Genomic DNA, 25,748 nt, shown 5'->3' on the forward strand with positions numbered 1-25,748 from the left:
GAGGGTTCCCGGCATCGACTGCCTGGAACCCTTTTTCATGTCTACTGCCCTGCCCCCTTGCTCCACGCTGATTCTTGCCGGTGGCCGCGGCCAGCGTATGGGCGGGCGCGACAAAGGCCTGCTGCCCTGGCAGGGCGAGCCGCTGGTGGCGCATGTACAACGCGTGGTACGGCCGCTGTGCGACGACGTGGTGATTTCCTGTAATCGCAACCATGAGGCCTACCGGGCCTATGCCGACCAGTTGGTGTCCGACGCCGAGGCGGATTTCCCCGGACCGTTGGCCGGCGTGATCGCCGGGCTCGCAGTGGCGCGGCATGAATGGGTGATAGTGCTGGCCTGCGATGCGCCCCGGGTCGACCGAGCGCTGATCGAGGGCCTGCTGCGCTTGGCCGTCGAGCACGACAGCCCGGCCATGGTGCGCCAGGGTGGGTATTGGCAGCCGATGTTCAGTGTCTTGCCGCGCAGGGCGCTGCCCGTGCTGGAACAGGCCTGGCGAGAGGGTGAGCGCAGTCTGCAGAAGGCGCTGTTGCGCGGGGCGGTGCAAGGGTTCGAATGCCTCCAAGAGGATACCAGGTTGAGCAATTTCAACAGCCCCGAATGGCTGGAGGAATGAGCCGCTTGGGCGGGCCCAATCGCGGGGCAAGCCCGCTCCCACAGGGGGGACCAGCGCTAGGTTGCGGTGAGTTTGTGGGAGCGGGCTTGTCCCGCGATTGGGCCGCCACGACCCGCGCAGCTTACTGGCCGATTTCCGAGATACTGATCTCGCGCATCCTGAACTTCTGCACCTTGCCGGTCACGGTCATGGGGAATTCATCGACGAAGCGGAAATACCTGGGCACCTTGAAATGCGCGATGCGCGTCTTGGCCCACTCGCGCAGCGCATCCTCGCTGGCCGTGTGCCCAGGGTGGAAGCGGATCCAGGCGACGATTTCCTCGCCATACTTGCTGCACGGAATACCGATCACCTGTACGTCGGCCACTGCCGGGTGGGTGAAGAAGAACTCCTCCAGCTCCCGCGGGTAAATGTTTTCCCCACCGCGGATGATCATGTCCTTGCTGCGCCCGACGATGCGCACATGGCCCTGTTCGTCCATCACGGCGAGGTCCCCCGTGTGCATCCAACCGTCGGCGTCGATGCTTTCGGCCGTGGCCTTGGGGTTGTTCCAGTAGCCGAGCATCACGCTGTAGCCCCGGGTACAGAGCTCGCCGATCTCGCCGCGAGGTACGGTGGTGCCTTCGGCATCGATGACCTTGCTCTCCAGCCGCGGCTGGGTACGGCCCACCGTGGTCACGCGCAGTTCCAGTTCGTCGTCTGGGCCGGTCTGCAGCGACACTGGGCTGGTCTCGGTCATGCCGTAGGCGATCTGTACTTCGGCCATGTGCATTTCGCCGATTACCCGGCGCATCACCTCGATTGGGCAGGTGGCGCCGGCCATGATGCCCGTGCGCAGGCTGGACAGGTCGAAATCACCACGCTGTGGATGGTCGAGCTCAGCGATGAACATGGTGGGTACGCCATAGAGCGCCGTGGCCTTTTCCTCGGCCACAGCGCGCAGGGTGGCCAAGGGGTCGAAGGCATCGCTTGGGTAGATCAGGGTGCTGCCGTGGGTCAGGCATCCCAGGTTGGCCATGACCATGCCGAAACAGTGATACAGCGGCACCGGCACCACCAGGCGATCATGCTCGGTCAGCCCCAGGCTCTCGCCGACCATGTAGCCATTGTTGAGGATATTGTGGTGGCTGAGCGTCGCGCCCTTGGGAAAACCGGTGGTGCCGGATGTGTACTGGATGTTGATCGGGTCGTTCACATCCAGCTCTGCCTGGCGTTGGGCCAGTGCCTCGTGGGTGACTTCGCCTGCGCGCGCCTGCAGCGCCCGCCAGGCCAGGAACCCAGGCGGCGGTTCGTCGGCAAGGCTGACCACCCCGCGCAGTTCAGGCAGGCGTTCGCAGTCGAGCTCACCGGGGCGGCTGTCCTGCAGCCCCGGTACCAGGCCGAGCAGCATCGCGTGGTAATCGGACGTCTTGAAGGCATCGGCGCAGATCACCCAGCGGCAGCCGGACTGGCTCAGGGCGTAATCCAACTCGCTGCTGCGGTAGGCCGGGTTGATATTGACCAGGATCGCACCGACCTTGGCACTGGCGAACTGGGTGATGCACCACTGGGCACAGTTCGGCGCCCAGATCCCCAGGCGGTCGCCGGCCTGCACGCCCAAGGCCATCAATGCCCGGCCCTGGCGATCGACCGCCTCGGCCAGCGCGCGCCAGGTGTAACGCAGGCCCTGGTGACGGACCACCAGGGCTTCACGGTCGGGGAAGCGGGCGACGGTCGTGTCGAAGGCGTCGCCGATGCATTGGCTGAGCAGGTCCTTGTCTTGGCGACCTTGGGTGTAGCTTGGCGAGTTCATGGTGCGCTCTCTTGTTGTTCGCAGGTGTTCCTGCCAACCCAATCGCGGGGCCAGCCCGCTCCCACAGGCCGCTTGCCAGGAGCGGGCTCGTCCCGCGATGAGGTTGGCACTGCCTACACGTGGCTACCGGACGAATACCTGGGTCGTGGTGATGGCCATATCGCCCCCTGGCAGCTTGATGTTCTTCACCTTCTTCAGGGTCTGCGGGTCGAACACCGCGATGTCGTTGAAGGTTCCGGCCAGGTACAACTTGCTGCCGGCGCGGTCGAAAGCCACGCAGTAGTAAGTGTGGTCCAGGTTGGCGGCCTCGATCAGTTTCTGCTGCTTGATGTCGTAACGCGCCAGACGGTTGAGCACGCCGTACATCTGGTTGGGGTCCTTGGGCGAGCGCAGGCCGGTGAAATACAGCTCGGTAAGGTCGGCGAACTCCTGGGTGTGGGTCTTGCCGGTCTTGAGGTCCACGCTCAGGTAACCATACAGCAGCGCGGCTTCGTTCGGGTCCTGCTTGGCATCCTTGAACTTGGCCACGGTATAGAGCATGGAGAACTCGTGCAGGCCCGTCTGGTGCGGCCAGAAATACAGCACATCCGGGGCGCTGTAGCCTGGGCGGCTCCAGTTGCGCAGCGGCAGTGCCACCTGATATTTGCCGGTGTTCACGTCCATCTTGTAAATATCGGGCCCGGCGACATACAGGCTGCCATCGTCGGCAGCGCGCATCAGGTAGACCTGGCGTGGCATGGGGAAGCTACGCACGGGCTTGGCACCCAGGCCGTCGGCTGTGCGGAACACCTCCAGGCGCGGTGGCTTGACCACGTAGTGGTCGTTCAGGCGCTGGGTCGGGTTGACCGTGGCATACACCTCCTTGCCGTCGGGGCTGATGGCGAAGGAGAACATCGAACGGCCAATTTCACCGGCCACGCTGGACAAGTTGGCGTGGAAGGTGGTGCCACAGGTGTCCAGGTCGATGCCATAGATATCGCCGAAATGATTGTTCAGTACGTAGGCGGTGCGTTTGTCCGGCGCCATCATCGCCGTACCGGGGCCGAAGGCATCGGGCATACGGCAGGTCTTGTAGAGCGTGTCGCTGGCCACGTCCACCACGTGCAGGTTGTTCGGGTAGTTGGTGGCGATCAGGTATTCCTGGCCGCTCTTCAGGGCCGGCCCTGTGTCGGCGGCCTGGGCCGTCCAGGCGCCGGCACAGGCGGCGACGGTGAGCGCGAGCTGTGCGCAGAATCCAGCTTTCATGCGGTTTCCCCTTGTTGTTCTTGTCGGGCCTGTCACTTGTCTTTCGGGAACACGGTGCCGAGGTTGCGCCAGTCGTCCTGGGAGTTGGTCGCCTGGGCGTTCCAGTCCTGGTAGGTGCTCATCATGTCCGGCACCTGGGCCGGCCACCAGCAAGGGTCGGAGCAGCCATACAGGTCGGCCTCCATGGGCTGGCACAGCGAGGTGACGCCACCGAAGGCATCCACTTCCCAGCCCGGGTCGGTGGTGGCGGTGCAGCCGGCCACCGCGCTCATGGCCACCACCTCTTCGATACGGTCGTCGGCGGCGGCCTGTTCAAGGATTCGGGCCTTGTTGTTCAGGGGCTTCAAGTGCTTCATGTCAGTGCGCCTTCCGCGGAGTGATGTAGCGATCGATGAAGGCCGGGTTGGCGGCCATGATGCGGCTGTAGACCTCGATGCCGAAGTCCACCCAGTCGCGCATCAGTTCGCAGTAGTGGTAGGTCGGGTGGGTAGGGTCGCCGTAGCGCGCATAGCTCTCGTGGTAGCAGCCGCCGGAACACAGGTTGCGGATGCGGCAGCTGTCGCAACCTGTGCCGCTGCGGTCCAAGCGCTGGGACAGGAAATCGTTGAGCTGCGCCTGCTTGACGCCCTGGTGCACGTTGCCGAAGGTCGGCAGATTGGAGCCGGTGAAGCGGTGGCACAGGTTCAGCTCGCCTTCGTGGTCCACGGCTAACATCTTCAGCCCGGCACCGCATGGCAGGGCTTTTTTGTGCCCTTCATGGATGTCGGTGATCAGTTGGTGCAGGTTGGAAAAACCGATGTTGCGGTGCTCCAGCGCTGCCTCCAGGTACCGTCGGCCCAAGGCCTTCATGTTGGCGAAGACCTGCACCAGTTCCTCGCCGGTCAGGTTGAAGCTGGCCATGTCGCCCGACGTCACCGGGGCAAAACCCACCTCGGCGAAGCCCAGTTCGTTGAACAGGTGGTGCCAGATGGTCTCCACGTCGGTGATGCCCCGGGTCAGGGTGACCCGGGCGCCGACGGGGCGGCTGCGGTAGCGCGACAGCAGCATGTCGACCTTGCGCCGGACCACGTCATAGGTGCCCTGCCCGCCCACGGTGATGCGGTTGCGGTCGTGCACGGTCTTGGGCCCGTCGATACTCACCGACAGGCCGAAGCGATGGGCATCGAGCCAGTCGACGATCTCTTCGGTGAGCAGCGTGGCGTTGGTCGTCATGATGAACTCGACCTGCTTGCCCGCCTCGGCGAAGCGTCGCTCGCAGTAGGCGACCATATGCTCGATCAGGGGCCGGTTGGACAACGGCTCGCCGCCGAAGAACACCACGCTGTAGCGTTGCTCGTCGGGCGACTCTTTGAGCAGCATCTCCACCGAGGCTTCAGCAGTGTCGGCTCTCATCTTCTTGCCGGCGGAGGGTTTGGCCAGGTCTTCCTTGTAGCAATAGGTGCAGCTCAGGTTGCAGCCGGTGTTGACGTTGAGCACCACGGTGTTCAGAGCCGTGCGCTCGACCTTGCGCAGGGCGATCTCCGGGGTCAGCGGCGAGCCGTCGCTGACCAGCTCCAGGGCGATCAGCTCATGCAGGGTGTCCTCGATGTCCTGGCCGGCGAACTGCCGGCCCAGGCGCTGCACCAGTTCCTCGGCGGAGCAGCCCTGCTGGCGCAGGACATCGATGATGCCGCCGGTCACCGCGTCGGCGGCGAACAGCGAGCTACTGGGAATATGGAAGAGCATGCGGTCGGCATCGACCTGCACTTCATGCAGGTTGCGTTCGACCAGGTTCAATAGTGCGCCCATGGCGACCTCTCGATGATTCTTCAGCCCGTTTTCATTGCATGCGCGACAACCACCCTTTATGGCAAGGGCGGGTTGTTCCAGCGCTGCACGGTAACGATCATGTGGCCTTCACCCTTCTGGCCGCCGTCCTCGAGTTCAGCGATGACTTTCAGGTTGCCGGCGTTGTTGGTCATCATCTTGCGCTCGGGGTTGGGGCCGGCGCCGGCAGGCATGAAGATGCCGTCGGCCTGCATCTTGCCGGCGAACTTCACGTCCTCGTCTTCGGCGGCGCGTTCGTTGAACGGCTCGACCGTCCATTTGGCTGGCAAGTAGCCGATGCGCAGGGGCTTACCGCTGGCATCCTTGCCCCAGGCCTCGGCCTCGAAGCGGCCCTGGACCTTGGGCGTGGAGCCGCCGTTGTCGCCAATGCGGGCGATGGAGAAGGCAGGCACCACCTTGACCTCCTCGACCTTGTCGTAGACCGCCAGGCTTACGCCCTTGAGCGCGCCTACGGCCACCTCACGCTGACCCGGCGCGGCATCGGCCGCAGCCCGGGCCTTGACCCGCACCAGGGACGGTGTGGACTCCAGCACCTCGATCACCTCCACCCCCGCCCCTAACGCCGGCTTACCGGACAGGTCGCTGCCGACCAGGGTGATCTCGCTTTCGCTGCCGGCCTTGATGAAGGCCGGCTGCACCGCCAGCAGGCGCGCCTTGCCTGCCTTCACCGCAGTGAAGTCCAGGCCTCGCTCGTCGTGGTCGGCCTCGAACATGCGCCCCTTCATCTCGCCGTCCAGAGCGGCGAACACCTGTCGCAGGGTGCTGTCGCCGACCTTGACGTTGCCGCGCCATTCATAACCGTTGTAGAGAATCGCCGAGCCGCTGCCGTTGAATGGCGTGCCGTCGGCATAGGTGCCCTTGACCTCGACCTTGAAGGTGTCGTCTTTATCGGCGGTCACGCTCATCACGCCGCGGACATCGCCCTTGGCCAGCATGTGCCCACTGAACGCCCACTGGCCCGGCAACGCATCAGCCTTGGGCCGCGCCTTGAGCCATTGCGCCCAGGCCGGGTTGTCCAATGGATAGCGCTTGGCCAGATCCGGGACCATCTGCTTGAGCGCGATCTCCAGCCAGTCGCGGTCACGGGCCTGGGCCTGGTATTCGAGCGAGGGCCATTGCCCGAGGTGGAAGTTGACCAGGTGCTCCCATTCCTTGGCGGGGCGGCGCTGCAGGGCCACGCGCGCACCGGAATGGCAGCGGCCGCACATCTGGCTGGTCTGGTCGTCGAAGTGCTCGACGGTATTGAGCCGGCGCTCCATGGCGTAGCGCACGCCTTCGGTTTCGCTGGGCGCCAGGCCCTGCTTGTCGGCCAGGTACTTGACCAGCGTGCGTCGGTCATCGTCGCTGATCTGCAGGCCATGCATCACCTGCATGCGGGCGATACTCATCAGCCAGCCTTCCGGGGTTTTGCGCTGGTGGCTGATGCGGCTGTAGCTGTCATTGCCTTCGGGGATATGGCACCCCATGCACTTCGATTGCAACAGGCTCGGGCCCTGCTCGGCCGCCATGGCCTGGGTGCTCAGCAGTGCGGCGGCGACCAGCGCCAAGTTGCCCGCATGCCGCCGGAGTCGAGTCGTCTTCAAGGTCAGACCTCCACGGTGTTGTTCTTATCGTTTTCGCACGCTTAGGGACTGCAGGTGCATGTGGCCGGTATTGATACAGAAAGTGTGCCAGCGTCGGTAAAAACCTTTTGTTTCAGTGAGTTGGGTAGTTTTTGCGGTCAACCTCATACGGCTGACAGCGAGTTGGAACGTCCCAATTCGCGACAGGGTGTTTCAGCTTGAGACAAGGGCCATCGTGCGCCCCAATGGCGGGACAAACCCGCTTCCACAGAGACGTGCAGGAGCGTGCTTGTCCCCCGGTGGAAGTACCGGGCAATGACTGTTTCACCGCGTCTCATTCCGTCTCAATGTGCAACAGCATAGTCCCGCTTTTTCAACCCCGATGCCCAGGAAAACCCTTGTAGTTCAGGCCATTGGCAGCCGACTTCAGCCTTGGCATGCCGATTGCGCTTGTGCCCGTCACCCCACATGACAAGAGGCACCGAACCATGCATTGCGACCTGCCCCTCCTGCCCGCCACCCGCGCCTTCCTCGCGCGCAAGCTGAAGATGCGTATCGGCGCCGACTGGCAGGACGCCGTCAGTGGCCGGACCATGGCCTTGCGCAACCCGGCCACTGGCGAAATCCTCGGCGAGGTGCCTGCAGCCGACCTGCAGGACGTGGACCGCGCGGTCAAGGCGGCACGCCAGGCCTTCGACGACTCGCCCTGGAGTCGCCTGCGCCCGCGCGATCGGCAGAACCTGCTATGGCGCCTAGCCGACCTGATGGAACGCGACGCTCAAGTCCTGGCTGAACTGGAATGCCTGAACAACGGCAAGAGCGCCGCGGTGGCGCAGGCGATGGACGTGCAGCTGGCCATCGATTTTCTGCGTTACATGGCCGGCTGGGCCACCAAGATCGAGGGCAGTACCATCGAGCCCTCCCTGCCGCTGATGCCCGACGCGCACTTCCACGGTTTCATCCGCCGCGAGGCGGTGGGCGTGGTCGGGGCGATCGTGGCCTGGAACTTCCCGCTGCTGCTGGCGTGCTGGAAACTCGGCCCGGCACTGGCCACCGGCTGCACCTTGGTACTCAAGCCCGCCGACGAGACCCCGCTGACCGCCCTGAAACTGGCCGAACTGGTGAATGAAGCCGGCTACCCGGCCGGGGTATTCAACGTGGTCACCGGCACCGGCCTGAACGCCGGCGCGGCACTGAGCAACCACCCGGAGGTCGACAAGCTGACCTTCACCGGCTCCACCGAGGTCGGCAAGCTGATCGGCAAGGCCGCCATGGACAACATGACCCGCGTCACCCTGGAGCTCGGCGGCAAGTCGCCGACCATCGTCATGCCCGATGCCAACCTGCAGGAGGCCGCAGCTGGCGCAGCCACGGCGATCTTCTTCAACCAGGGCCAGGTGTGCTGCGCAGGTTCACGGCTGTATGTACATCGCAAGCACTTCGATAACGTGGTCGCCGACATCGCCGGCATCGCCAACAACATGAAGCTTGGCAACGGCTTGGACCCGACCGTGCAGATGGGCCCATTGATCTCGGCCAAACAGCAGGACCGGGTCACCGGATACATCGACCTGGGCCGTGAACTGGGCGCCACCATCGCCTGTGGCGGTGAGGGCTTCGGGCCGGGCTACTTCGTCAAGCCGACGGTGATCGTCGACGTCGATCAGCGCCATCGCCTGGTACAGGAGGAAATCTTCGGCCCGGTGCTGGTGGCCATGCCCTTCGACGATGTCGACGAGGTGGTGCGCCTGGCCAACGACAACCCCTACGGGTTGGGCGCGAGCATCTGGTCCAACGACCTGGCTGTGGTGCACCGAATGATCCCGCGCATCAAGTCGGGCTCGGTGTGGGTCAACTGCCACAGCGCCCTGGACCCGGCCCTGCCGTTCGGCGGTTACAAGCTGTCCGGGGTCGGCCGCGAAATGGGCGCCAATGCCATCGAGCACTACACCGAGCTCAAGTCGGTCCTGATCAAGCTCTGACGCTACCCAGCTCCCATAGGGCGATCGCCTTGGGAGCTGGCTTGCCCCGCGATTGGGCCTTACAGCCCCGGCAACGATTGCGCCAAACCAGAACAAGAAAAATGGAGCGTCCCCGATGATTCGAATCTCCCCCCTTCCCTTGGCCCTGCTGCTTACCACGGCCCTGCAAACCGCTACCGCCCACGAACTCTACAACCACAATGGCACCGTTCTCAATGCCGACCTCGAAGCCCTGTTCGGCATCTTCCACAGCGACGAAAGCTTCAACCAGGCCGGCAATCGCCAGCCCGGCAGCAGCGCCTGGCGCGAGGGGTACGTCAAGTATGGCTTGAGCGCTAGCCAGGCCCTGACCGACCGTGGCACCGCGTACGGTGCCTTCAGCCTGCTCAGTTCCGCCACCTGGGGCGATGGCGATGCGGCGGGCCTGACCCTGGGCGACGAGCGACGCACGGCCGTGGAGGATGCCTACCTCGGCTGGCGGTCCGGCAACCTGTTCCCGGCCCTGGGCGAGGACGGCATCGATGTGTCCGGTGGGCGCCAGGTGGTGACCCTGGGCGACGGCTTCCTGATCCAGGGCGACCCGGTCAACCTCGGCAAGGTCGACCTGGGCGCCAACTTCAACCGGGGCGGTGCGTACTACCTGGCCGCCCGCAAGGCCTTCGACCGCACCGGCGTGCTGCGTGTGGGTGGCAGCCAGGGTTGGCGCGGCGACCTGATGTGGCTCAAGTCCGACAACCACCACCAGGCCGACACCGCCCTGGCGGTGGGCAACCTGGAGCATGTCGGCGACATCGGCACCGTCGGCCTGAGCTGGATCCGCGGGCTCGACGTCGACCAGCGTTATGCCCGGATCATGGGCCTGGAGCACCGCGACGGCATGGACACCTACAGCCTGCGCGGGCGCGGCAGCCTGGGCGTGAAGGACCTGGAAGTGGCCGCCGAATATGTCACCCAAGACCGAACCGGTGGGCGCGAGGACGCCTGGTACGTGGAAGGCAACTGGACCTTCTCCGCGCTGCCCTGGTCACCGACCGCCACCTACCGCTACAGCCGTTTCTCCGAGGACTTCGACCCACTGTTCTTCGGCATGAGCCGTGGCTATGGCACCTGGTTCCAGGGTGAAGTGGCCGCCAACTATGCCGGGCCGTTCAACAGCAATACCCAGGTGCATCACCTAGGCCTCAAGGCCAAACCACGGGACAACGTCACCCTCGGGGCGCTGTATTTCGACTTCGATACCCTGGAAACCGAACAGGGCAACTTCGGCGGTCGTGAGATAGACCTGTACCTGGAATGGATGGTCAACGACCACCTGCTGATCAGCCCGCTGGTGGGGTTCTATACGCCTGAACGCAGTGCCGACAACGGTGGCGTGCAGCTGGGCGGGCGGGATACCGGCACCTATCTGCAGGTGGTCGTCGGGACGTTCTTCTAGCCAGCCAGGGGACCGCTGCGCGGACTTTCTGTAGGAGCGGCCTTGTGCCGCGAAAGGGCTGCAAAGCAGCCCCAGCCCCCCTCACCGGTACCCCTGCTCACCCAACCACCGCAGAACCATCGCCCGCTGCTGCGCAGGTACGCTGCCCAATACCTGTTCCACCGATGCCCCCGACTGCAATCCTCGCACCACAGAGGCCAGCTCGATGCCGTGCAGGTGCCAGATCCCTAGCGGCTGGTCCGCCGTCACCACCACCTCGGCCTGCGCCACCAGCCCATCGCGCAGCACCGGTCGGCGCTCGATGCGTACCGCCTGCCACTGCGCGGCAAGATGCATCGGCTGCGCATCCGGCCACGTCCGACGCCGTGCCCAGAAGCCACGGCCCGCCTTTTCCAGCTCCTGGGCATAGAAGTCCCGCCCTGTGCGGGCAAAACGCAGGAACAGTTGCTCCACCCGCGTCTGATGGAACTGCCGGGCCAGGGCCACCCGCACAGGCTCGCGCAACAGCGTGTTGATCACCACCGGCGCCTGCATCGCCGACGACAGCGACTGGAAGATCCCATTCCCCGACAGTGGGTCCACGGCCATGGCCGCGTCTCCTACCCGTACCCAATCCGACCCCACGCAGTCGCCGGCCAGGATCGCCGTGCTGCTGCGGGCGTGCACTTCGCTGGGCCGTAAGGCCTGCTCGTCGAACAGCTGCGCCACCAGCGCCGAACGCCGCCTGCGCTCGGCGCAGTATTCGGGCAAGGCAGCCTTGCCAGGCAGGCCGTCGGCATCCAGGGTCACCTGCCAATAGCAGCGGCCATCGGCAAGCCGTGCCATCCAGGCCCAGCCGTCATCCAGGCTCTCTACCGCTGAGGCGGGCTCGCCCGGCGTGGACTGCCAGAGGTTCAACAGGCTCACGGTCTCCGGGCCGCGCAACCGGTCCGCGGCCAACGGCGCCTGGCGGCCACGGGCCTCGACCAGGAACTGCCCGTGCAGCACCTGGCCATCGGCCAGGTGCACGTGGCAGCCGTCTTGGTGCTGCACTTCTCGCACCCGGCCTTCGACGAGCGTCACCCCGGCGCGATGCAGGTCGTCACGCAACGCATGGTCGAAACGCTGGCGGTCGAGCAGATACTCCTGGTTCATTCGCAACTGTTCGCCGTTCCAGCGCACCTGCCGGGTCGCCGGCACGGCTGCCTGGCGCAAGGCGTCGACCAGCCCGGCATGGCGCAGCCCTTCGAGCACGCGCTGGGACACCCCCTCCACTGCGGCGAAACGACGCCAGTCGGAGATCACCGTGACCGGATAGCCAAGCCGACGCAGCCCAAGGGCCGTCGCCGCACCGGCAGGGCCCGCGCCCAGTACCAGCACCTGTGGCTCAGCCATCACCGAGGCGCCTGTGCTCTGGCCCGGTATAGGCCGCACCGCCCCGCAGGTGCGCCAACACCTGCTCGCGCCCGAGCCCCGGATGCGCAGCCAGCCAGGCCGCGATCCGTCCACTGAGCGCGGCGCAGGCCAGGCTCGCACCTGCCATGGCCTGCCCGCCCACGGGGCCGCCCAGGTCAGCCTGGGCGCTGCCCAGCCAAGACCACTGCGCCGCCGTGCAACGGGCGTCGCCGGTGATGCGTATCACGCCCGGATAACGGGCCGGATATACCGGGCCGCCCTGGGCCGGGCTGGAGGCGCACAGCACCACGCCGGCCGCCTGGGCCTCGGCACAGGCCTGGCGCAACACCGGGCGGTCCTGGTGCAGGCCCAGGCTGAGGTTGATCAGGGTCGCGCCCTGTTCCACCAGCCACAGCAAGGCTGCGGCCACCTGCAAGGCACTGGTGCGCCATTGCTGGTCGAAGACCTGAGCCATCAGCACGGGCAACTCGCCCGTCTGCGCCTGCACACTGGCCAACACCGCGCTGCCGTGACCCAGGCGATCGGGCAACGGCACCCCTTCGCGCAGCATGCCGTCCTCGAGCCAAAAACGACGTGCCGCCACCAGCTGGCCGGCCTGCTCGAGCGAGCAACCGCTGTCGATCACGCCGACGCGCACATCACTGGCCATGGCCCGCCACCTCCCGAGGCAAGATGCGCAGTTGGCCCTCGTGCAGATGCAAGTGCAGGTCGGCATCGGCCAGGGTCGAGGCGCGGTGGCTGATCAGGATGCGGGTACGCCCGACGAACAGTTGGTCGATGGCGGCGATCACCTCGCGCTCGGTGGTTTCATCCACCGCCGAAGTCGCCTCGTCGAGTACCAGGATCGCTGGGTCTTGCAACAACGCCCTGGCGATGGCGATGCGTTGCTTCTGGCCGCCGGAAAGTTGCTGGCCGCGCTCGCCGAGCAGGCCGTCCAGGCCCAGCGGCAGGCTTTGCACCAGGCTGTCCAGCCGGGTCAGGCTCACCACCCGCTGCAGGTCGGCCAGGCTCGCCTCGGGTGTGCTGTATGCCAGGTTCTGCGCCAGAGTGCCGCGAAACAGCACGATGTCTTGGCTGACCACCGCGATGCGCCGACGCAAGGCCGACAGGTCCAGCTCGCGCAGGTCGATGCCATCAAGCAGGATGCGCCCGGCATCGGGGTCGTAGAAACGCTGCAGCAGGTCGATCAGGGTCGACTTGCCCACGCCCGAGGCGCCGCTGACGGCCACCTTCAGGCCGCCTGGAATATGCACGTCCACCTTGCTCAGCACCGCGCCCTGGCGCCCGGTATGGGCAAACTCCACCGTCTCTAGGCGCAGCTCGCCCGGCCCTTGCGGCATCGGCTGCGGGGTGTCGGCCTCGCGCACCGCCACCGGCGCCTGCCTGAGCTCCATCACCCGCCCCAGGCTCACCGCCATGCGCTGCACCGCGACGTACAGCCCAAGCAGGCTCTGCACCGGGCCCACCGCCATGCCCAGATAAGTGGAAAAGGCGATCAGCGCGCCCAGTTGCCAGGTGCCCTGGATCACCCACCAGCCCCCGACCAGGAAGGCGCAGGCGCGGCACAGCGAGGTCAGCGTACCGGGCACCGCCTGGGTGAAGAATTCGGTGACCTGAACCTTGAGCAGTTGGCCCATGTAGCCCTGCCCGAGCCGATCCAGGCGCGCGGCCTCGCGGTCCTGCTGGCCGGCCGCCTGAATGAACTTCATCGCCGGCAGCGTCTCGACCAGGAACGACGACACGTCCGCCGAGCGCTCGCGCAGGCTGCGCACCTCGCGTTCGACCTTGCGTCGCATCCACCGCAGCCACAGCACTTCGATCGGAACCAGCAACGCCAGCAACAGCGACAACTGCCAGGACAGCATTAGCATCAGGCCGACCGCGCCGACCAGGCCGATCACGCTGGACACCGCCGAGAACAGCGAGTCCACGGCAAAACGCTGGATCTCAGCGACGTCACCGTCTAGCCGGGAAAGGATATCGCCAGTGCGCCGTTGCCCGTAGAACCCCGGCGAGAGCTGCTGCAGGTGGCGGTACAGGTCGTCGCGCAGGGCGAACAGGATGCGCCCGGACAAGCGGGTGTGCAGGTAGCGGTTGATACCCGACAGCAAAGTGCCGAGCAGCCCGGCGGCGATCATGATCGCTGCCATGTGCCAGAGGGTGGTGTAGTCCCGGGCCAGCAGGCCTTCATCGATCAGCGTCTTGACCAGCCAGGGCTGGGCCAGGGCCAGCAGCGACGCCGCCAGAGACAAGCCCAGCAATACGGCGATGGCGCGCCGTTGGGGACGCACGAAGCCATACAGCCAGGCCAGGGCCTGGCGCATCAGCACGGGGTCGCTGGTTTCCACCAGCCGCGCGAACAGGCCGCCCATGTCAGCCGCGCAGTTGCTTGAGCTTGCGGTACAAGGTCGCCCGGCTGATGCCTAAGGCTTCGGCCGCCGCCGAAACGTTGCCTTGGTGCCGGGCCAGGGCCCCGCGAATCAGCTCCAGCTCGTTCTCGCGCAGGCTGCCCGACGGCGGCGCGCCGCTGGCCAGCTCGTCCAACAAGCAGTCGGTGAGGTGGTCCAGGCCCAGTACCTGCTCGCCGTCCTCGCGCATGGCCAGAGCGGTGCGCAGCACCATTTCCAGCTGGCGAATGTTGCCCGGCCAGTCGAAACCGTCGAGCAGCTCGGCCAGAGCCGGGTCCAGGGTCACACCCTTGGCGCCGAACTTGTACAAAAGGCCCTCGACGATACCTGCCAGGTCGTCCCGCTCGCGCAGCGCCGGCAGGCGCAGGGAGACGCCATTTACCCGGTAGTACAGGTCCTCGCGAAAATGCTGCTCGGCGACCAAGCGCTTGAGGTCGCGGTGGGTGGCGCAGATCAACGCCACATCGATCTCCTGCTCTTCGCCGGCGCCCAATGGCGCCACTCGCCGCTCCTGCAATACGCGTAGCAAGCGGGCCTGCAGCGCCAGGGGCATGTCGCCGATCTCGTCGAGAAACAGGGTGCCGCCATGGGCCTGCATCAACCGCCCGACCATGCCGCCCCGGCGCGACCCGGTGAAGGCGCCCTCGCGGTAGCCGAACAGCTCCGACTCGATCAACCCTTCCGGGATGGCCGCGCAGTTGACCGCCACGAAGGGCTTTTCCGCACGCGGGCTGGCCTGGTGCAAGGCGCGGGCCGCCACTTCCTTGCCGGTACCGGTTTCGCCGAGCAGCAGCACCGGCAGCCCATTGATCAGCCCCTGGCGCGCCATGCGCAGGCCGCGGGCCAGACGCGGGTCGCCTCCGGCCAGCGCCTCCAGGGCGAGCGACTGGGCGGCCTTCGCAGGCTTGCCAGGCGCCACGGCGCCGTTGAGGCTGCCATGACGCGGCAGTTGCAAGGCGCGGAAGAAGAATTCGCCCTTGGCGGTCTGCACGCTGCTCACCCCGCCCTGCCACAGCCGGGCGATGAACGCTGGCGAGCGCTCGCCGAGCAGGTCGCTGCTGCGCCGGCCGATCAGGGCCTGGCGCGATACCTGCAACAACTGGCAGGCGTTGTCGTTGGCTGCCACCACTTCGCCGTCCAGGCTCAGCGCCAACAGGCCTTGCCAGGCACTGGCCAGGTATTGCGGGCGGCTGTGGAAGGCTAGCACCAGGTGCTCAGGGTGGCACAGGCCGAACAACCGGCCCTCGATGTTGCCGGCCGCGAGCATCAGCGCGGTGAGGTTGTCCTGGGGCTGGGTCATCACCCCTTCGCGGGTGATATCGAGCACACCGATCACTTCGCCGCGCGGGTCGCGCAGCGGCACCGATGTACAGGAAAACGGACTCAGGCGATCGAGGTAGTGTTCGCCGCAGTTGATCAGCGTGGGCCGGCCTTCGACCACCGCTGTGCCGATAGCGTTGGTGCCGCGCAGCGACTCGCTCCAGCAACTGCCCGGGTGCAGGTCGCGCAGGCCCTCGCGACCAAGCACCTGGGCCTGGCCTTCGATGGCCAGGACGTTGGCTTGGGCGTCGCCGAGTATGACGATGCCACTTTTGCCTTGGCGCTTGACCAGGTAATCGAGGTCGGGCGTCACGGCGTCGATCAGCAGGCGGTTGTGTTCGAGCAGCGTGCGCAAGTCATGGCCGGGGCGCGAACCCAGGCCTACCTGCTCATTCTGCAGGCAGTCCAGGCCGTGGCCAAGGCTACGCCGCCAGGAAGCGTCGATTTCCTCACGCAGCATCCCGGAGGGCAGCTCGCCTTCATTGGCCAGTTTCAGGCGGGCCTGGCGGGATTCGTGTAACGGGTCGCAGGCGTCTGTTATTGGTAATTGTCGCGCCATCGTTTACTCCAGCTGTGCTCCTACAGTCAGGAGCAACGGGCTTCGGGACTCGTTGCAGTGTGCGTCAGAATCCGCGCGCCGTCATCCGGCTGGGGTGGAGCGTGGCATAAAGTTTACGTTTACGTAAAGATCGAAAGCTCTGAAGGCCTTCCCTTCGACTGGCACAGCCTCTGTGGGAGGGCGGGATCATCTCCCATCGGAAAGGGGGAGACTCTACAACGGGTGATGTTGCCCCCGGGCATTCCCCAATGCTGGGGCCCACAGCCCACCGCCCTTCCCTGCAAAAGCAATTCGCAGCCGCGCCAGAACCACCGCCCTAGAGCCCTTCAAGCGACATATCAAAAAACTGGCACGGCTGTTGCCGATCCCTCATCAGACGCCCCAACCCATGGGCCCGTTTGCAGGAGGGTTTGACTCATGCACCGATTGACACCCCACCCGCTGGCAGTGGCGATCTTCGCCAGCATGCTCCAGCTTCCGGCCCAGGCTGCGCTCAACGCAGTCGACCAGGGCACCTATCTACCCGAGAACGGCGGCTTTGCCGCCTGGTACCAGGACAGTCACGGCCGCACGCTCGATCTGTGCCTGTCCAAGGCGGTGAGCTCCAGGGCACCCGGTGCTCCCGGCGCGCCGTCGTACATGTGCACCTTGCTGCCAACACCCGGGGTATTCGACGACACCCGGCCGATCGCCTTCCCCAGCAACTTCCCCGACGAAGCCTTCTGGTTCACCGGTGACGCCTCCATCGTCGATGCCGCCCGGGGCATCGACCTGGGCTACGTCTCGGCGATCGAGGCGGCGTTCGGTGCCGAGGAGCCCAAGGAAGGCGACCAGATCAGCTTCGCCCGGATACGCATTCGGGTCGACGTGCCGACCGCCGGGACCTATATCATCACCCACCCCTACGGCGTCGAGGTGTTCGACGTGACCACCCCGGGTACGCGGGCGATCAACATGACCCGCGACATCGGCATCGGCTCGCCGGGCAACTTCACCGGCGCGCTCAAGGGCGATGTCGGGCCGTTCCTGCGTAGCGTCAACGGGCCCTATACCGAGACCAACCCGGAAACCGGTGCGAGCGAGCAGTTCGTGGGCGACCCCAACCTCGAAGAGCGTGTGACCGGCAGCCCGTTCAACACCAACTACGTGCGCATCGAAGGCCCCAACGGCCTGGACCTGCGCACCGAGCTGTTCGCCGTGTCCGGCAAGCTGTCCACGGTCAACCTGCCGACGCCGCTGCTGCCACAGCGCAGCACCTATTCACGGCATTTCGAGAATGGCGACCTGCGCGCTCAGCAGGATGTCTTCGTCATGGCCCCACCACCACCGGCCACGGTCACCCTCACCAGCCAGACGCCCAACCTGTCGCTGACCGAAGCCAACGGCACCGGTGCCTGGTACGCCCAGTCGGCACTCGACCCATCGATACCCGCCAACCTGACGATCAGCGCCGACAACAGTCTGGCCATCCCCACCAGCACGGCCACCAGCGCCAACCTGCCCCTGACCGACCTGGTCACGATCACCCGTGCCGAGTACAGCCTGGCCAGCGGCCAGTTGACGCTAGTGGCCAACAGCAGCGACGAGACCTCGCCGCCGGCCATGACCGCCAGTACCGGCAACGGCGCGCAGATCGGCAGCCTGTCCGGCGACGGCGCAGTGAAGACATTGACCACCGGGCTCTCGCCCATCCCACCGGCCAAGGTGCAGGTCACCAGTGCCCATGGCGGTAGCGACAGCGAAGACGTGGTGCTGGTGCCATGAACAGACAAAGGCTTCGCCTTCAAGGAGGCAGCATGAACACTTGGCCACGCCGGGCGCTGTACGCCGCCGGGTTCTCCCTCACCCTCTCCAGCGCCGCCTGGGCAGCGCTCAGCGAAGTCGACCCGGGGCCCTACACCCTGGCCACCGGTGGTTATCCGATGTGGTACAAGGATGCCGGCGAGCTGTCCCTGGAGCTGTGCCAGTCGCGCGCCACCAGTTCGCGCGCCCCCGGCGCGCCAGGGGCCCCGGCCTACATGTGCACCCTGCTCCCGGAGCCTGGCGTGTACGATGACACCCTGCCCTTGGTGTTCCCTGACAACTGGCCGCCAGAAATGTTCTGGTTCCTGGCCGAAACCGAGATTCCGGCCGTCGGCAACAGTGGCTACGAGCTGGAAGTGTATGTTGCCGGTGTCGAGGCGGCGTTCGCGGCCGAGAACCCGGTGGACGGCGACCAGCAGAGCTTCGCCCGCATCCGTATCCGCGCCTCGGTGCCAACCGCCGGGACCTACACCATCACCCACCCCTACGGTGTCGAAAGGGTCGAGGTCACCACCCCAGGGCGCCGAGCGATCAACATCACCCGCGACATCGGCATCGGTGCCCCAGGCGATTTCAGTGGCGCACTCAATGGCGACATCGGGCCGTTCCTGCGCAGCGTCAACGGCCCTTACACCGAGGTGAACCCCGACACTGGCGCTACCGAAACCTACGTCGGCGACCCCAACCTCACCGAGGCGGTCATCGGCAGCCCGTTCGGCACCAACTTCGTGGCCATCGATGGCCCCGCCGGGCATATCCAGACGAATGTCTTCACGCTTTCGGGCAAGGTCCTCGACCCGCGCGCCCAGACCCCGGCGACCCTGGAACGCGCCACGTACCAGCGCAACGGCAACGGTACCCGCGTCGAAGTGTTCGCCAAGGCGCCCAACGACGCCAGCCTGTGCATGCGCCATGGCCTGGCCCTGGTCGGCACACCGCCCTCCCCTTGCCAGTACACTCTGCTTTCGGACAACAACGGGCTGTTCTTCAGCCATCAGCTGAGCCAGGACCCACCGCCACCGGTGATCGTGGTCACGGCCAGCAGCAGCGCCGGTGGTACCCGACCGACGTCCTTGTCGAGCAAACTCACCGACGTGGTGAAAGTCAGCACCGCGCGCTTCGACTGGGCCACCAAACGCCTGGTGATCGAAGCCAGCTCCAGCGACGAAGTGCAGGTGCCCGACCTGGTTGCGCAGGGCTATGGCCGCCTGTCCAAGGCGGGCACCGTGCAGACCCTGACGGTCAATGACCTGCCCCAACCGCCCGCCAGCGTCACGGTGAAGTCCGCCGCCGGTGGCAGCGATGTCGAGCCGGTGGTGGTGGTCGGCAATGCCCCGGTCGCGGCCGAGAACCAGCCACCACTGGCCCAGGCCGATGTCGCCAGCACCAGTGTCGGCGTCCCCATCACCCTTAGCCTGCTGGAGAACGACAGCGACCCGGACGGCAACGTGCCGCTGGTCATCGCCGACCTTACCCAGCCCGGCACCGGCCTCGGCTCGGTCGTGACCAACGGCAGCACGGCGGTCACCTATACCCCGCCATCCGGCGCTACGACTGCCTTCACCGCCACGTTCAGCTACCGCGCCCAGGATGCCAAGGGCCTGAAGTCGGAACCGGCCACGGTGACTGTCAACGTCGCCCCCAACCAGGCGCCAACCGCTGTCGCGGACAGCGCAGCGACCCTGGGCGTGCCACTGACCATCAACGTGCTCGCCAACGACACCGACCCGGAGAACAACCTGCCGCTGGCCGTGGCCAGTGTCGGCCAGCCACCTGCAGGCCAAGGTACGGTCAGCACCGATGGCAGTACCGTCACCTATACGCCCCCGGCCACGGTCACCGCACCTTTCACCACCACGTTCACCTACGTGGCGCGTGATGCCCTGGGCGCCTTGTCCGGTAACGGCACGGTCACCGTGCAGGTGTCGCCACGCCCGGCCCAGGAAACCTTCACGGTGACCACCGCGACAGTCACGGCGCGTTCCAACAACCGTTTCAACTGGGATTTCGGCGGCACGTCCTCGGTGACCACCGGCAATACCGTCACGGTGCAAGTGACCACGCCAAACGGCCTGGTGACCCTTGGCAGCGTGCCTGTACCGCTGACCGGACGCTGGCGCCTGATCGTGAGCAACAGCACCACCATCGTGCCATCAGCCAACCCGACGGCGACCATCACCACCAGCCAGGGCACCACGCGTACCGTGCCGGTGGTCGTGCAGTAGCCCAGGGAGGACGCCATGAAACCCCTGAACCCCTTGCTGCTCTGCCTGGCCCTGGCGGGCCAGGCCCTTCAGCCCGGCTGGGCCGAAGACCTGATGGACAACGCTGACCTTGCGGTCGGCAGCGACCTCGGCGAACCGGTGATCGTGCGCCTGCTGCCGGCCGGCGCCGGCCAGGTGGCGGTGATCGAGCAGCAGGGGTCGGGCAACCGCGCCGCCCTCGACCAGAACGGCCAGGCTCTGCTGGGCCGCATCGTCCAGGCCGGGGGTGCGCAGGAGGCGTACATCCTGCAGGAAGGCAGCGACCTGATGGCCGCGATCGTCCAGCAGGGCCAGGGCAACAACGCCGCGATCCGCCAGAGCGGCAGCAACAACAGCGCGTCGATCGAACAGATCGGCAACTACAACAACGCCAGCATCGAACAACGCGGCACGGGGCTGACCAGCGCCGTGACCCAGGCCGGCAACGGCCAATACGTTCAGATCACCCAATACCGATAGACCTGGAGGCACCACCATGTTCAAGCTCGCTCCCTTAAGCGCCGCCATTGTACTGGCGGTCGCCGGCCAGGCCATGGCCGCTGACAGCATCTCGGAACAGTCCCAGCAGGGTACCGAGAACATCGCCGAAGTACTGCAGAACCTGGCACCGAGCGCCACGATCATTCAGGACCAGACCGGCCTGGGCCACAACCACATGGCGGTGCAGGACACCAGCACCAGCCAGATCGAGCAGACCGCCACCGGCTCCTACAACGCCGGCTACGGCGATCAGATCTTCGAGAACGGCAGCAAGCTCACCCAACAGTCCGGCGGCAGCGGCAACGACAACTTCGCCAGCCAGTCCCTGGGCGCGGAGAACCAGTCGACGCAGATCCAGGACGGGGTCGGCAACCGCTCGCAGGTGTTCCAGGACTCGCAGATGGGGGCCAAGGCCACCACCGACCAGAAAGGCAGCGGCAACGATGCGGTGGTCGAGCAGTTGTTCAGCGGCAGTGGCAACAAGAGCCTGATCAAGCAGGAAGGCACCGGTAACAGTGCCGCCGCCGAACACATGTTCCACGAGAACGGTGAAATCAAGATCCAGCAGATCAACAGCAACGCCAGCTGGGCCTATGGCGACCAGCGCGACGGCCTGGGCGGCGTGCTGGAGATCCATCAGGTCGGCACCGCTCACAACGCAGAAGTCTGGCAGGACACCCAGATCGCCAGCAGCGCCAGTGTCTACCAGCAAGGCCAGAACAACGAAGGCTACATTGACCAGAGCTTCGGCCAGGGCAACAGCGCGAGCCTGTCCCAGAGCGGCCAACGCAACGCCAGCTGGTCAGATCAGTTCGAGACCAACCAGTCGGTCACCAGCATCACCCAGAACGGCAACGACAACCTGCACTTCACCTACCAGAACGGCGATAACCACCGCCTGGTCATCAGCACCACCGGCAACGGCAACAAGGTCCAGGCCAGCAACTGGAAAGGCGACCGCGAAGGCGGCCAGTTCGGCATGGGCCAGCAGGCGCAGATCACCCAGAACGGCTACGGCAACACCGTCAACATCACCCAGAACGGCATGGAGCAATTCGCCAAGCTCGGCCAGAAAGGCACCGACAACACCATGTTGACCAACCAGGCCGACAGCAACAACGAACTGTATTTCGAACAGAACGGCACCGATAACCTGCTGATCGCCGATCAGCGCGACAACAACTATGCCGCAGGCCTGAGCGCCGGCAGCGACAACAAGGTCACCCTCGACCAGTCCGGCCAATACAACCAGAGCTACACCTACCAACTGTACGGCAGCGGCAACGAAGCCACCATCAAGCAGGTCGACAGCGCCAATGTCGCCTACGTGACACAGGGAGGCACCAACAACCAGGCCTTCGTGGACCAGAGCAGCATGAACCAGAGCGCCACCATCACCCAGTACGGCACCGCCAACCTGGCCACCGTCACCCAGCAATAACCCCCTCCCCCTTTGGACCGCGGTGTTCCCTCTCCCTGGCGCCGCGGTTCTTTTTTCCTGCGATTTCTGTGGTGTCTGTGCGATCGAGCGCCGCCCGTGCGGCGCTCGTTCTCACAGACACCAAAGCAATTGAGGCAAACCTCTTCGCGCAACGACGTTACAATGGCCGCACACCCAACCGACACAGCCACCATGATCCAGTCCGACCTCGACCTGTTCGGCCCCCAGCCGCAACTCCTGGCCAGCCATACCGTGCTGTTGCCCGGTTTCGCCCTGGCCGAGGTCGAGGCGCTGCTCGATGCCCTGCGCCCGGTGCTGCGCGCCGCGCCCTTCCGGCACATGCGCACCCCTGGTGGTCTGCACATGGCCGTGGCCCTGACCAACTGCGGTGCCCAGGGCTGGGTCAGCGACGAGCAAGGCTATCGCTACAGCCCCACCGACCCCATGACCGGCAAGCCGTGGCCGGCAATGCCCCAGGCACTGCTAGAGCTCGCAACACGCGCCGCCGATGCAGCCGGTTTCGAGGGGTTCGTGCCCGATGCCTGCCTGATCAACCATTACTTGCCCGGCACCCGCCTGACGCTGCACCAGGACCGTGACGAGCGCGACTTCGGCCAGCCGATCGTGTCGCTGTCACTGGGCTTGCCGGCGGTGTTTCTGTTTGGCGGGCTGCAACGCTCGGACCGGACCCAACGGATACCCTTGAGCCATGGCGATGTGCTGGTATGGGGTGGCGAGGATCGCCTGCGGTATCACGGGGTGATGCCGATCAAGCCTGGCGTGCACCCGAGGATGGGAGAGCGGCGGATCAACCTGACCTTGCGCAAGGCCAGGTAAGACGTCGCGGGACAAGCCCACCCACCTGTCCTGCGCTGTTTTCAGAGAAAACGGCCATGCCTGTGGGAGATTCTATGGTTGTGGGCAAGCCGGCTCTCACTGGTGCAGCGCCGACCACACCCTGTGGGAGCCGGCTTGCCAGCGATAGCGCCGGGGCAAGCCACCCAAGACAATTGCTCCCAGTAGAATCGGACAGTCATGCGATTAACGGGGTCCCCCTCACTGCTGCTGATACTGGCTCAGGTACTTGTCCAGCACCGCCTTGTCGCCGCTGCCATCGCCCGCCACCTGCCACAGCCGGCGCTCGATGCCCTGGGCCAGCAGGTGACCCACCGCCGCCTCGATGGCCGAAAGCACGCACAGCTGGGCCGGCTCGTTGGTGGTGTAGCCGACCTCGGCCTCCAGCAGTTTCTTGAACTCGATGAACTTGAACACCCCGGCACTGCGCCCGACCGAGTAGATGGTCTTGCTGGTCATCACGTTGGCCAGGACCTGACCGCTGCGCACGTCCACCGCCCGCAGGTTGACGGTGACCTGGTCGACCCGGTACTCACGGGAGATATCGATGCCCAAGTAGCGGGCACCCTCACCGCCGCTGCGCACGTTGGTGTCGTAGGCGATGATGCCGCCTTCGAGCATCAGGTTGGCCGCCTGCAGGGGCGGCAGTTCACCCTGGATGTTCAGCGGTACGTCCGGTTTCTTCTGCGAGGCGCGGATGATCTTGCGTTCGGTCAGCAGGTTCTGCAGCCCCTCGCGCTCGAGTACGACGAACCAGCCACTGGCATTGAGCGCATCCATCAGCATGCTGGCCGCCCCCTGGGTGACGCTGGTGGAGAACGAGCTGGCCGGGGTCGGTTTGTACTGGCCTGTCTGGTCGCGGAAGCCGTACACCACCGCCATGAGCCGGCCCTTGGGCCGTGGCATGTTGATCAGGTCGTAGTAGGTGGAGGCGCGCGGTGTCAGGGTCGGTATCGCCCCGTCCTGTTCAGCGGGCATGGGCTCGCGCAGGCCGCAGCCTTGCAAGGTGGCGAGGATCAGCAGTGTGCTCAGCAGGCGTTTCATGGTCGTTCTCCCCTATCGGCCTTCCCTCTCAGGGGTTAAGGCCACTGACCTCGATGATCGAGACTTCCCCTGTCGCACGGTCGGTGACCTTGATGCTCAGGGCCCCGGAATCGTCGATCACGTCGATCAGGAACGAGTCCGTGGACATGCTGCCGGTGGTGCCGTTGCTGATATTGTCCAGCAACTGCGAGAGCAACCGCGATTCGAGCTGGTTGCTGAAGCGCTCCAGGGCGGAGGTGCCGGCAAAGGCCGACGCGCGGTCCTTGAGGTCCGGGTCCTCATGGTCGTTCTGCGCCTGGGCGTTGTTGAGCAACCAGGTCCCATTGAGCGGGTTGCCGCCGAACGCCGGGTTGACCGGGGTGTACACCAGCTCCGTGGCCTGGATGGGGCCGACGAAGGCGCCGGCCAGCAGGCAGGCGGCAATACAACGGGGCATGCGCGTGTTCATAGCTCGTCCCTCTCCAGATCAGTGGTGTCCTGCAGCAGGCGTTGCAGCTTGCGCTGGATGATTTGCTGCTTGACCAGGTCCGCCGCCGCGACGGCCTCGTCTTTGAGTTGCGTGGTGTTGGGCGGCAGGAAGCGCCGGTACAGCACTTCGCGTTCGTACTCCACCGTCACCAAGCTGCCCCAACGGGCATCGGGGCGTTCGCGCACCACCAGGTTGAAGTCCAGGCGGCTCGTGGCGCGCAGGCGGTCGGTGAAGTCGTTGTAGAAGTCATGGCCGATGTGCGAAATAGTGTTGTCGACGATGAACCCCATCATTTCGTCCTCGGCGCCGGCCTGGGCCTGCGTGGGTACCCAGGCGGCCAGCAGCAGGCACAGGCAGCACAGAGCGGCGCGCGTGTTCATGGCGTGTCTCCTGGGCCGGCGTGGGTGCGGGCGCCACCGCCGGCCTCTGCGAAAGGCTGCTCGGCGACGAACTGCCAGTCGCTGTAGTGCTCCAGCCCTTCGAAGCCGGACCACTGGGCATCGAAGCCGCTGCGCTTGAGCGGCGCGGCATCGGAGTTGCTGTAGACGCCGGTGATGCGGCCATCCACCGAGCGCAGCAGGCCCCATTCCTGACCGTTGGTGATCGGGTCCGGGTAGAGCCTGCGGATGTGCCGCTGTGGCGATGGGAAGCGGTTGTCCTCGAGCAGGTCCTCAAGGGCCTGGGGGTATTGGGCCAGGCCTGGCGAGGCGCGGTAATAGCTGCGCAGGGCCTGGGCATACTGCCCGCCGACCCATAGCAGCTGGCGCTCGTGCTCGCGCTGGGCGTTGGTAGCCCACAGGGTCCCGGTGGCGGCCAGGGCCATGCTGCTGACCGCGATCAGGAACAGCACGCCCAGGTAGGTAAAGCCCGCGCAGGCCTTACCATTCGGCATAGAGGCTGCCATCACGCGCCCTCCCTGTTGCTCCGCTCTTGATATCGGCCACGCCGCCGCTGACCCCTTCCGGCGGCGGCACCAGCTTCCAGGCGTCGCTGCGCTCGGTGAGCGGGTCGACCGGGGTGTTGCGCAGGTAGCGCTGTTCGACCAGCTGCTCCAGCGACTCGGGGTAGCGGCCGGTGTCGCCGTAGTAGTGGTCCAGGGCCTCGCGCAGCACCGCCAGGCTCTGGCGCAGGGTCGCCTCGCGGGAGGCCTCCAAGCTGTTGAAGTAGCGCGGCATGGCGATGGTCATCAGGGTGGCGATGATCGCCATGACCACCAGCAGCTCGATCAGGGTGAAACCGCGGATGCGTTTCATG

General features: G+C 65.8%; 22 protein-coding genes. 8 read left to right on the forward strand and 14 right to left on the reverse strand.

The genetic code is table 11. The features are described from left to right. The first annotated feature begins 37 nt into the window (after positions 1–37). Positions 38–613: a molybdenum cofactor guanylyltransferase MobA gene (mobA, locus tag IRZ56_RS17870; RefSeq protein WP_196146151.1), complete on the forward strand. Its 576-nt coding sequence runs from the start codon at positions 38–40 to the stop codon at positions 611–613. A gap of 121 nt (positions 614–734) precedes the next feature. On the opposite strand, the gene IRZ56_RS17875 is transcribed toward mobA, so the two are convergent. From IRZ56_RS17875 to peaA, 5 genes are all read right to left on the reverse strand, one after another. After that, positions 735–2,405 (reverse strand): AMP-binding protein, encoded by a 1,671-nt coding sequence (locus tag IRZ56_RS17875; protein ID WP_196146152.1) that lies wholly within the window; start codon positions 2,403–2,405, stop codon positions 735–737. A 123-nt stretch (positions 2,406–2,528) separates the two neighbouring features. Continuing rightward, complete coding sequence (gene peaD, locus IRZ56_RS17880; RefSeq protein ID WP_196146153.1) at positions 2,529–3,650, reverse strand: quinohemoprotein amine dehydrogenase subunit beta; 1,122 nt, start codon at positions 3,648–3,650, stop codon at positions 2,529–2,531. Between the two features lie 32 nt (positions 3,651–3,682). Further along, positions 3,683–4,006, reverse strand: coding sequence for a quinohemoprotein amine dehydrogenase subunit gamma (qhpC, locus tag IRZ56_RS17885; RefSeq protein ID WP_196146154.1), 324 nt, complete (start codon positions 4,004–4,006; stop codon positions 3,683–3,685). Between the two features lies 1 nt (position 4,007). Then, the gene (gene peaB / locus IRZ56_RS17890; RefSeq protein ID WP_196146155.1) at positions 4,008–5,438 is read right to left on the reverse strand and encodes a quinohemoprotein amine dehydrogenase maturation protein; all 1,431 of its coding nucleotides are present in this window, start codon (positions 5,436–5,438) and stop codon (positions 4,008–4,010) included. A 56-nt stretch (positions 5,439–5,494) separates the two neighbouring features. Beyond that, a complete protein-coding gene (gene peaA, locus IRZ56_RS17895) occupies positions 5,495–7,060 on the reverse strand; it encodes a quinohemoprotein amine dehydrogenase subunit alpha (protein WP_196146156.1) in 1,566 nt (521 codons plus the stop codon). Between the two features lie 467 nt (positions 7,061–7,527). Here peaA and IRZ56_RS17900 point away from each other — a divergent pair, with 467 nt between their 5' ends. Continuing rightward, entirely contained in the window at positions 7,528–9,021 is a 1,494-nt protein-coding gene (locus tag IRZ56_RS17900) for an aldehyde dehydrogenase family protein (protein ID WP_196146157.1), read from the forward strand. Positions 9,022–9,136: 115 nt separating this feature from the next. Then, positions 9,137–10,456 carry an alginate export family protein gene (locus IRZ56_RS17905; RefSeq protein WP_230390439.1) on the forward strand — a complete coding sequence of 440 codons (1,320 nt, stop codon included), beginning with the start codon at positions 9,137–9,139 and terminating at the stop codon, positions 10,454–10,456. Between the two features lie 81 nt (positions 10,457–10,537). Here IRZ56_RS17905 and IRZ56_RS17910 read toward each other — a convergent pair whose 3' ends face one another. The 4 genes from IRZ56_RS17910 to IRZ56_RS17925 are packed head-to-tail and all read right to left on the reverse strand — an operon-like array spanning position 10,538 to position 16,138. Continuing rightward, the gene (locus tag IRZ56_RS17910; protein ID WP_196146158.1) at positions 10,538–11,830 is read right to left on the reverse strand and encodes an NAD(P)/FAD-dependent oxidoreductase; all 1,293 of its coding nucleotides are present in this window, start codon (positions 11,828–11,830) and stop codon (positions 10,538–10,540) included. Next, positions 11,823–12,500, reverse strand: coding sequence for a S8 family serine peptidase (locus IRZ56_RS17915; RefSeq protein ID WP_196146159.1), 678 nt, complete (start codon positions 12,498–12,500; stop codon positions 11,823–11,825). Before IRZ56_RS17915 ends, IRZ56_RS17910 begins: the two co-directional genes overlap by 8 nt. Continuing rightward, positions 12,490–14,223: an ABC transporter ATP-binding protein gene (locus IRZ56_RS17920; RefSeq protein WP_196146160.1), complete on the reverse strand. Its 1,734-nt coding sequence runs from the start codon at positions 14,221–14,223 to the stop codon at positions 12,490–12,492. The genes IRZ56_RS17915 and IRZ56_RS17920 overlap by 11 nt, the downstream gene beginning before the upstream one ends. A 1-nt stretch (position 14,224) precedes the next feature. Beyond that, on the reverse strand, positions 14,225–16,138 hold the full coding sequence (locus IRZ56_RS17925) for a sigma-54-dependent Fis family transcriptional regulator (RefSeq protein WP_196146161.1): 1,914 nt from the start codon (positions 16,136–16,138) through the stop codon (positions 14,225–14,227). A 417-nt stretch (positions 16,139–16,555) separates the two neighbouring features. On the opposite strand from IRZ56_RS17925, the gene IRZ56_RS17930 reads away from it, so the two are divergent. The 5 genes from IRZ56_RS17930 (at position 16,556) to alkB (ending at position 22,963) form a co-directional block, all read left to right on the forward strand. After that, positions 16,556–17,902: a hypothetical protein gene (locus tag IRZ56_RS17930; protein ID WP_196146162.1), complete on the forward strand. Its 1,347-nt coding sequence runs from the start codon at positions 16,556–16,558 to the stop codon at positions 17,900–17,902. Positions 17,903–17,934: 32 nt separating this feature from the next. Further along, positions 17,935–20,166, forward strand: a complete 2,232-nt coding sequence (locus tag IRZ56_RS17935; RefSeq protein ID WP_196146163.1) for an Ig-like domain-containing protein — start codon at positions 17,935–17,937, stop codon at positions 20,164–20,166. A gap of 15 nt (positions 20,167–20,181) precedes the next feature. After that, complete coding sequence (locus tag IRZ56_RS17940) at positions 20,182–20,664, forward strand: curlin (RefSeq protein WP_196146164.1); 483 nt, start codon at positions 20,182–20,184, stop codon at positions 20,662–20,664. A 16-nt stretch (positions 20,665–20,680) separates the two neighbouring features. Next, positions 20,681–22,126: a curlin gene (locus IRZ56_RS17945; RefSeq protein WP_196146165.1), complete on the forward strand. Its 1,446-nt coding sequence runs from the start codon at positions 20,681–20,683 to the stop codon at positions 22,124–22,126. Positions 22,127–22,318: 192 nt separating this feature from the next. Next, the gene (alkB, locus tag IRZ56_RS17950) at positions 22,319–22,963 is read left to right on the forward strand and encodes a DNA oxidative demethylase AlkB (RefSeq protein ID WP_196146183.1); all 645 of its coding nucleotides are present in this window, start codon (positions 22,319–22,321) and stop codon (positions 22,961–22,963) included. Positions 22,964–23,182: 219 nt separating this feature from the next. On the opposite strand, the gene IRZ56_RS17955 is transcribed toward alkB, so the two are convergent. The 5 genes from IRZ56_RS17955 to IRZ56_RS17975 are packed head-to-tail and all read right to left on the reverse strand — an operon-like array spanning position 23,183 to position 25,747. After that, positions 23,183–24,025, reverse strand: a complete 843-nt coding sequence (locus IRZ56_RS17955) for a CsgG/HfaB family protein (RefSeq protein WP_084858975.1) — start codon at positions 24,023–24,025, stop codon at positions 23,183–23,185. Between the two features lie 28 nt (positions 24,026–24,053). After that, positions 24,054–24,473 carry a curli assembly protein CsgF gene (locus IRZ56_RS17960; protein ID WP_084858976.1) on the reverse strand — a complete coding sequence of 140 codons (420 nt, stop codon included), beginning with the start codon at positions 24,471–24,473 and terminating at the stop codon, positions 24,054–24,056. Beyond that, entirely contained in the window at positions 24,470–24,874 is a 405-nt protein-coding gene (gene csgE / locus IRZ56_RS17965; protein ID WP_196146166.1) for a curli production assembly/transport protein CsgE, read from the reverse strand. The genes IRZ56_RS17960 and csgE overlap by 4 nt, the downstream gene beginning before the upstream one ends. After that, positions 24,871–25,398 carry a type II secretion system protein gene (locus tag IRZ56_RS17970; protein ID WP_196146167.1) on the reverse strand — a complete coding sequence of 176 codons (528 nt, stop codon included), beginning with the start codon at positions 25,396–25,398 and terminating at the stop codon, positions 24,871–24,873. Before IRZ56_RS17970 ends, csgE begins: the two co-directional genes overlap by 4 nt. Continuing rightward, positions 25,373–25,747: a type II secretion system protein gene (locus tag IRZ56_RS17975; RefSeq protein WP_196146168.1), complete on the reverse strand. Its 375-nt coding sequence runs from the start codon at positions 25,745–25,747 to the stop codon at positions 25,373–25,375. The genes IRZ56_RS17970 and IRZ56_RS17975 overlap by 26 nt, the downstream gene beginning before the upstream one ends. Position 25,748 lies beyond the last annotated feature (1 nt).

This window comes from Pseudomonas guariconensis (assembly GCF_015680235.1).
In the GTDB taxonomy this organism is placed as follows: domain Bacteria; phylum Pseudomonadota; class Gammaproteobacteria; order Pseudomonadales; family Pseudomonadaceae; genus Aquipseudomonas; species Aquipseudomonas guariconensis_A.

Bases quoted from the DNA above. Each gene is read 5' to 3' on its own strand.
- mobA (WP_196146151.1), top strand. From the start codon at position 38: ATGTCTACTGCCCTGCCCCCTTGCTCCACGCTGATTCTTGCCGGTGGC.
- IRZ56_RS17875 (WP_196146152.1), bottom strand. From the start codon at position 2,405: ATGAACTCGCCAAGCTACACCCAAGGTCGCCAAGACAAGGACCTGCTC.
- peaD (WP_196146153.1), bottom strand. From the start codon at position 3,650: ATGAAAGCTGGATTCTGCGCACAGCTCGCGCTCACCGTCGCCGCCTGT.
- qhpC (WP_196146154.1), bottom strand. From the start codon at position 4,006: ATGAAGCACTTGAAGCCCCTGAACAACAAGGCCCGAATCCTTGAACAG.
- peaB (WP_196146155.1), bottom strand. From the start codon at position 5,438: ATGGGCGCACTATTGAACCTGGTCGAACGCAACCTGCATGAAGTGCAG.
- IRZ56_RS17900 (WP_196146157.1), top strand. From the start codon at position 7,528: ATGCATTGCGACCTGCCCCTCCTGCCCGCCACCCGCGCCTTCCTCGCG.
- IRZ56_RS17905 (WP_230390439.1), top strand. From the start codon at position 9,137: ATGATTCGAATCTCCCCCCTTCCCTTGGCCCTGCTGCTTACCACGGCC.
- IRZ56_RS17910 (WP_196146158.1), bottom strand. From the start codon at position 11,830: ATGGCTGAGCCACAGGTGCTGGTACTGGGCGCGGGCCCTGCCGGTGCG.
- IRZ56_RS17915 (WP_196146159.1), bottom strand. From the start codon at position 12,500: ATGGCCAGTGATGTGCGCGTCGGCGTGATCGACAGCGGTTGCTCGCTC.
- IRZ56_RS17920 (WP_196146160.1), bottom strand. From the start codon at position 14,223: ATGGGCGGCCTGTTCGCGCGGCTGGTGGAAACCAGCGACCCCGTGCTG.
- IRZ56_RS17925 (WP_196146161.1), bottom strand. From the start codon at position 16,138: ATGGCGCGACAATTACCAATAACAGACGCCTGCGACCCGTTACACGAA.
- IRZ56_RS17930 (WP_196146162.1), top strand. From the start codon at position 16,556: ATGCACCGATTGACACCCCACCCGCTGGCAGTGGCGATCTTCGCCAGC.
- IRZ56_RS17935 (WP_196146163.1), top strand. From the start codon at position 17,935: ATGAACACTTGGCCACGCCGGGCGCTGTACGCCGCCGGGTTCTCCCTC.
- IRZ56_RS17940 (WP_196146164.1), top strand. From the start codon at position 20,182: ATGAAACCCCTGAACCCCTTGCTGCTCTGCCTGGCCCTGGCGGGCCAG.
- IRZ56_RS17945 (WP_196146165.1), top strand. From the start codon at position 20,681: ATGTTCAAGCTCGCTCCCTTAAGCGCCGCCATTGTACTGGCGGTCGCC.
- alkB (WP_196146183.1), top strand. From the start codon at position 22,319: ATGATCCAGTCCGACCTCGACCTGTTCGGCCCCCAGCCGCAACTCCTG.
- IRZ56_RS17955 (WP_084858975.1), bottom strand. From the start codon at position 24,025: ATGAAACGCCTGCTGAGCACACTGCTGATCCTCGCCACCTTGCAAGGC.
- IRZ56_RS17960 (WP_084858976.1), bottom strand. From the start codon at position 24,473: ATGAACACGCGCATGCCCCGTTGTATTGCCGCCTGCCTGCTGGCCGGC.
- csgE (WP_196146166.1), bottom strand. From the start codon at position 24,874: ATGAACACGCGCGCCGCTCTGTGCTGCCTGTGCCTGCTGCTGGCCGCC.
- IRZ56_RS17970 (WP_196146167.1), bottom strand. From the start codon at position 25,398: ATGGCAGCCTCTATGCCGAATGGTAAGGCCTGCGCGGGCTTTACCTAC.
- IRZ56_RS17975 (WP_196146168.1), bottom strand. From the start codon at position 25,747: ATGAAACGCATCCGCGGTTTCACCCTGATCGAGCTGCTGGTGGTCATG.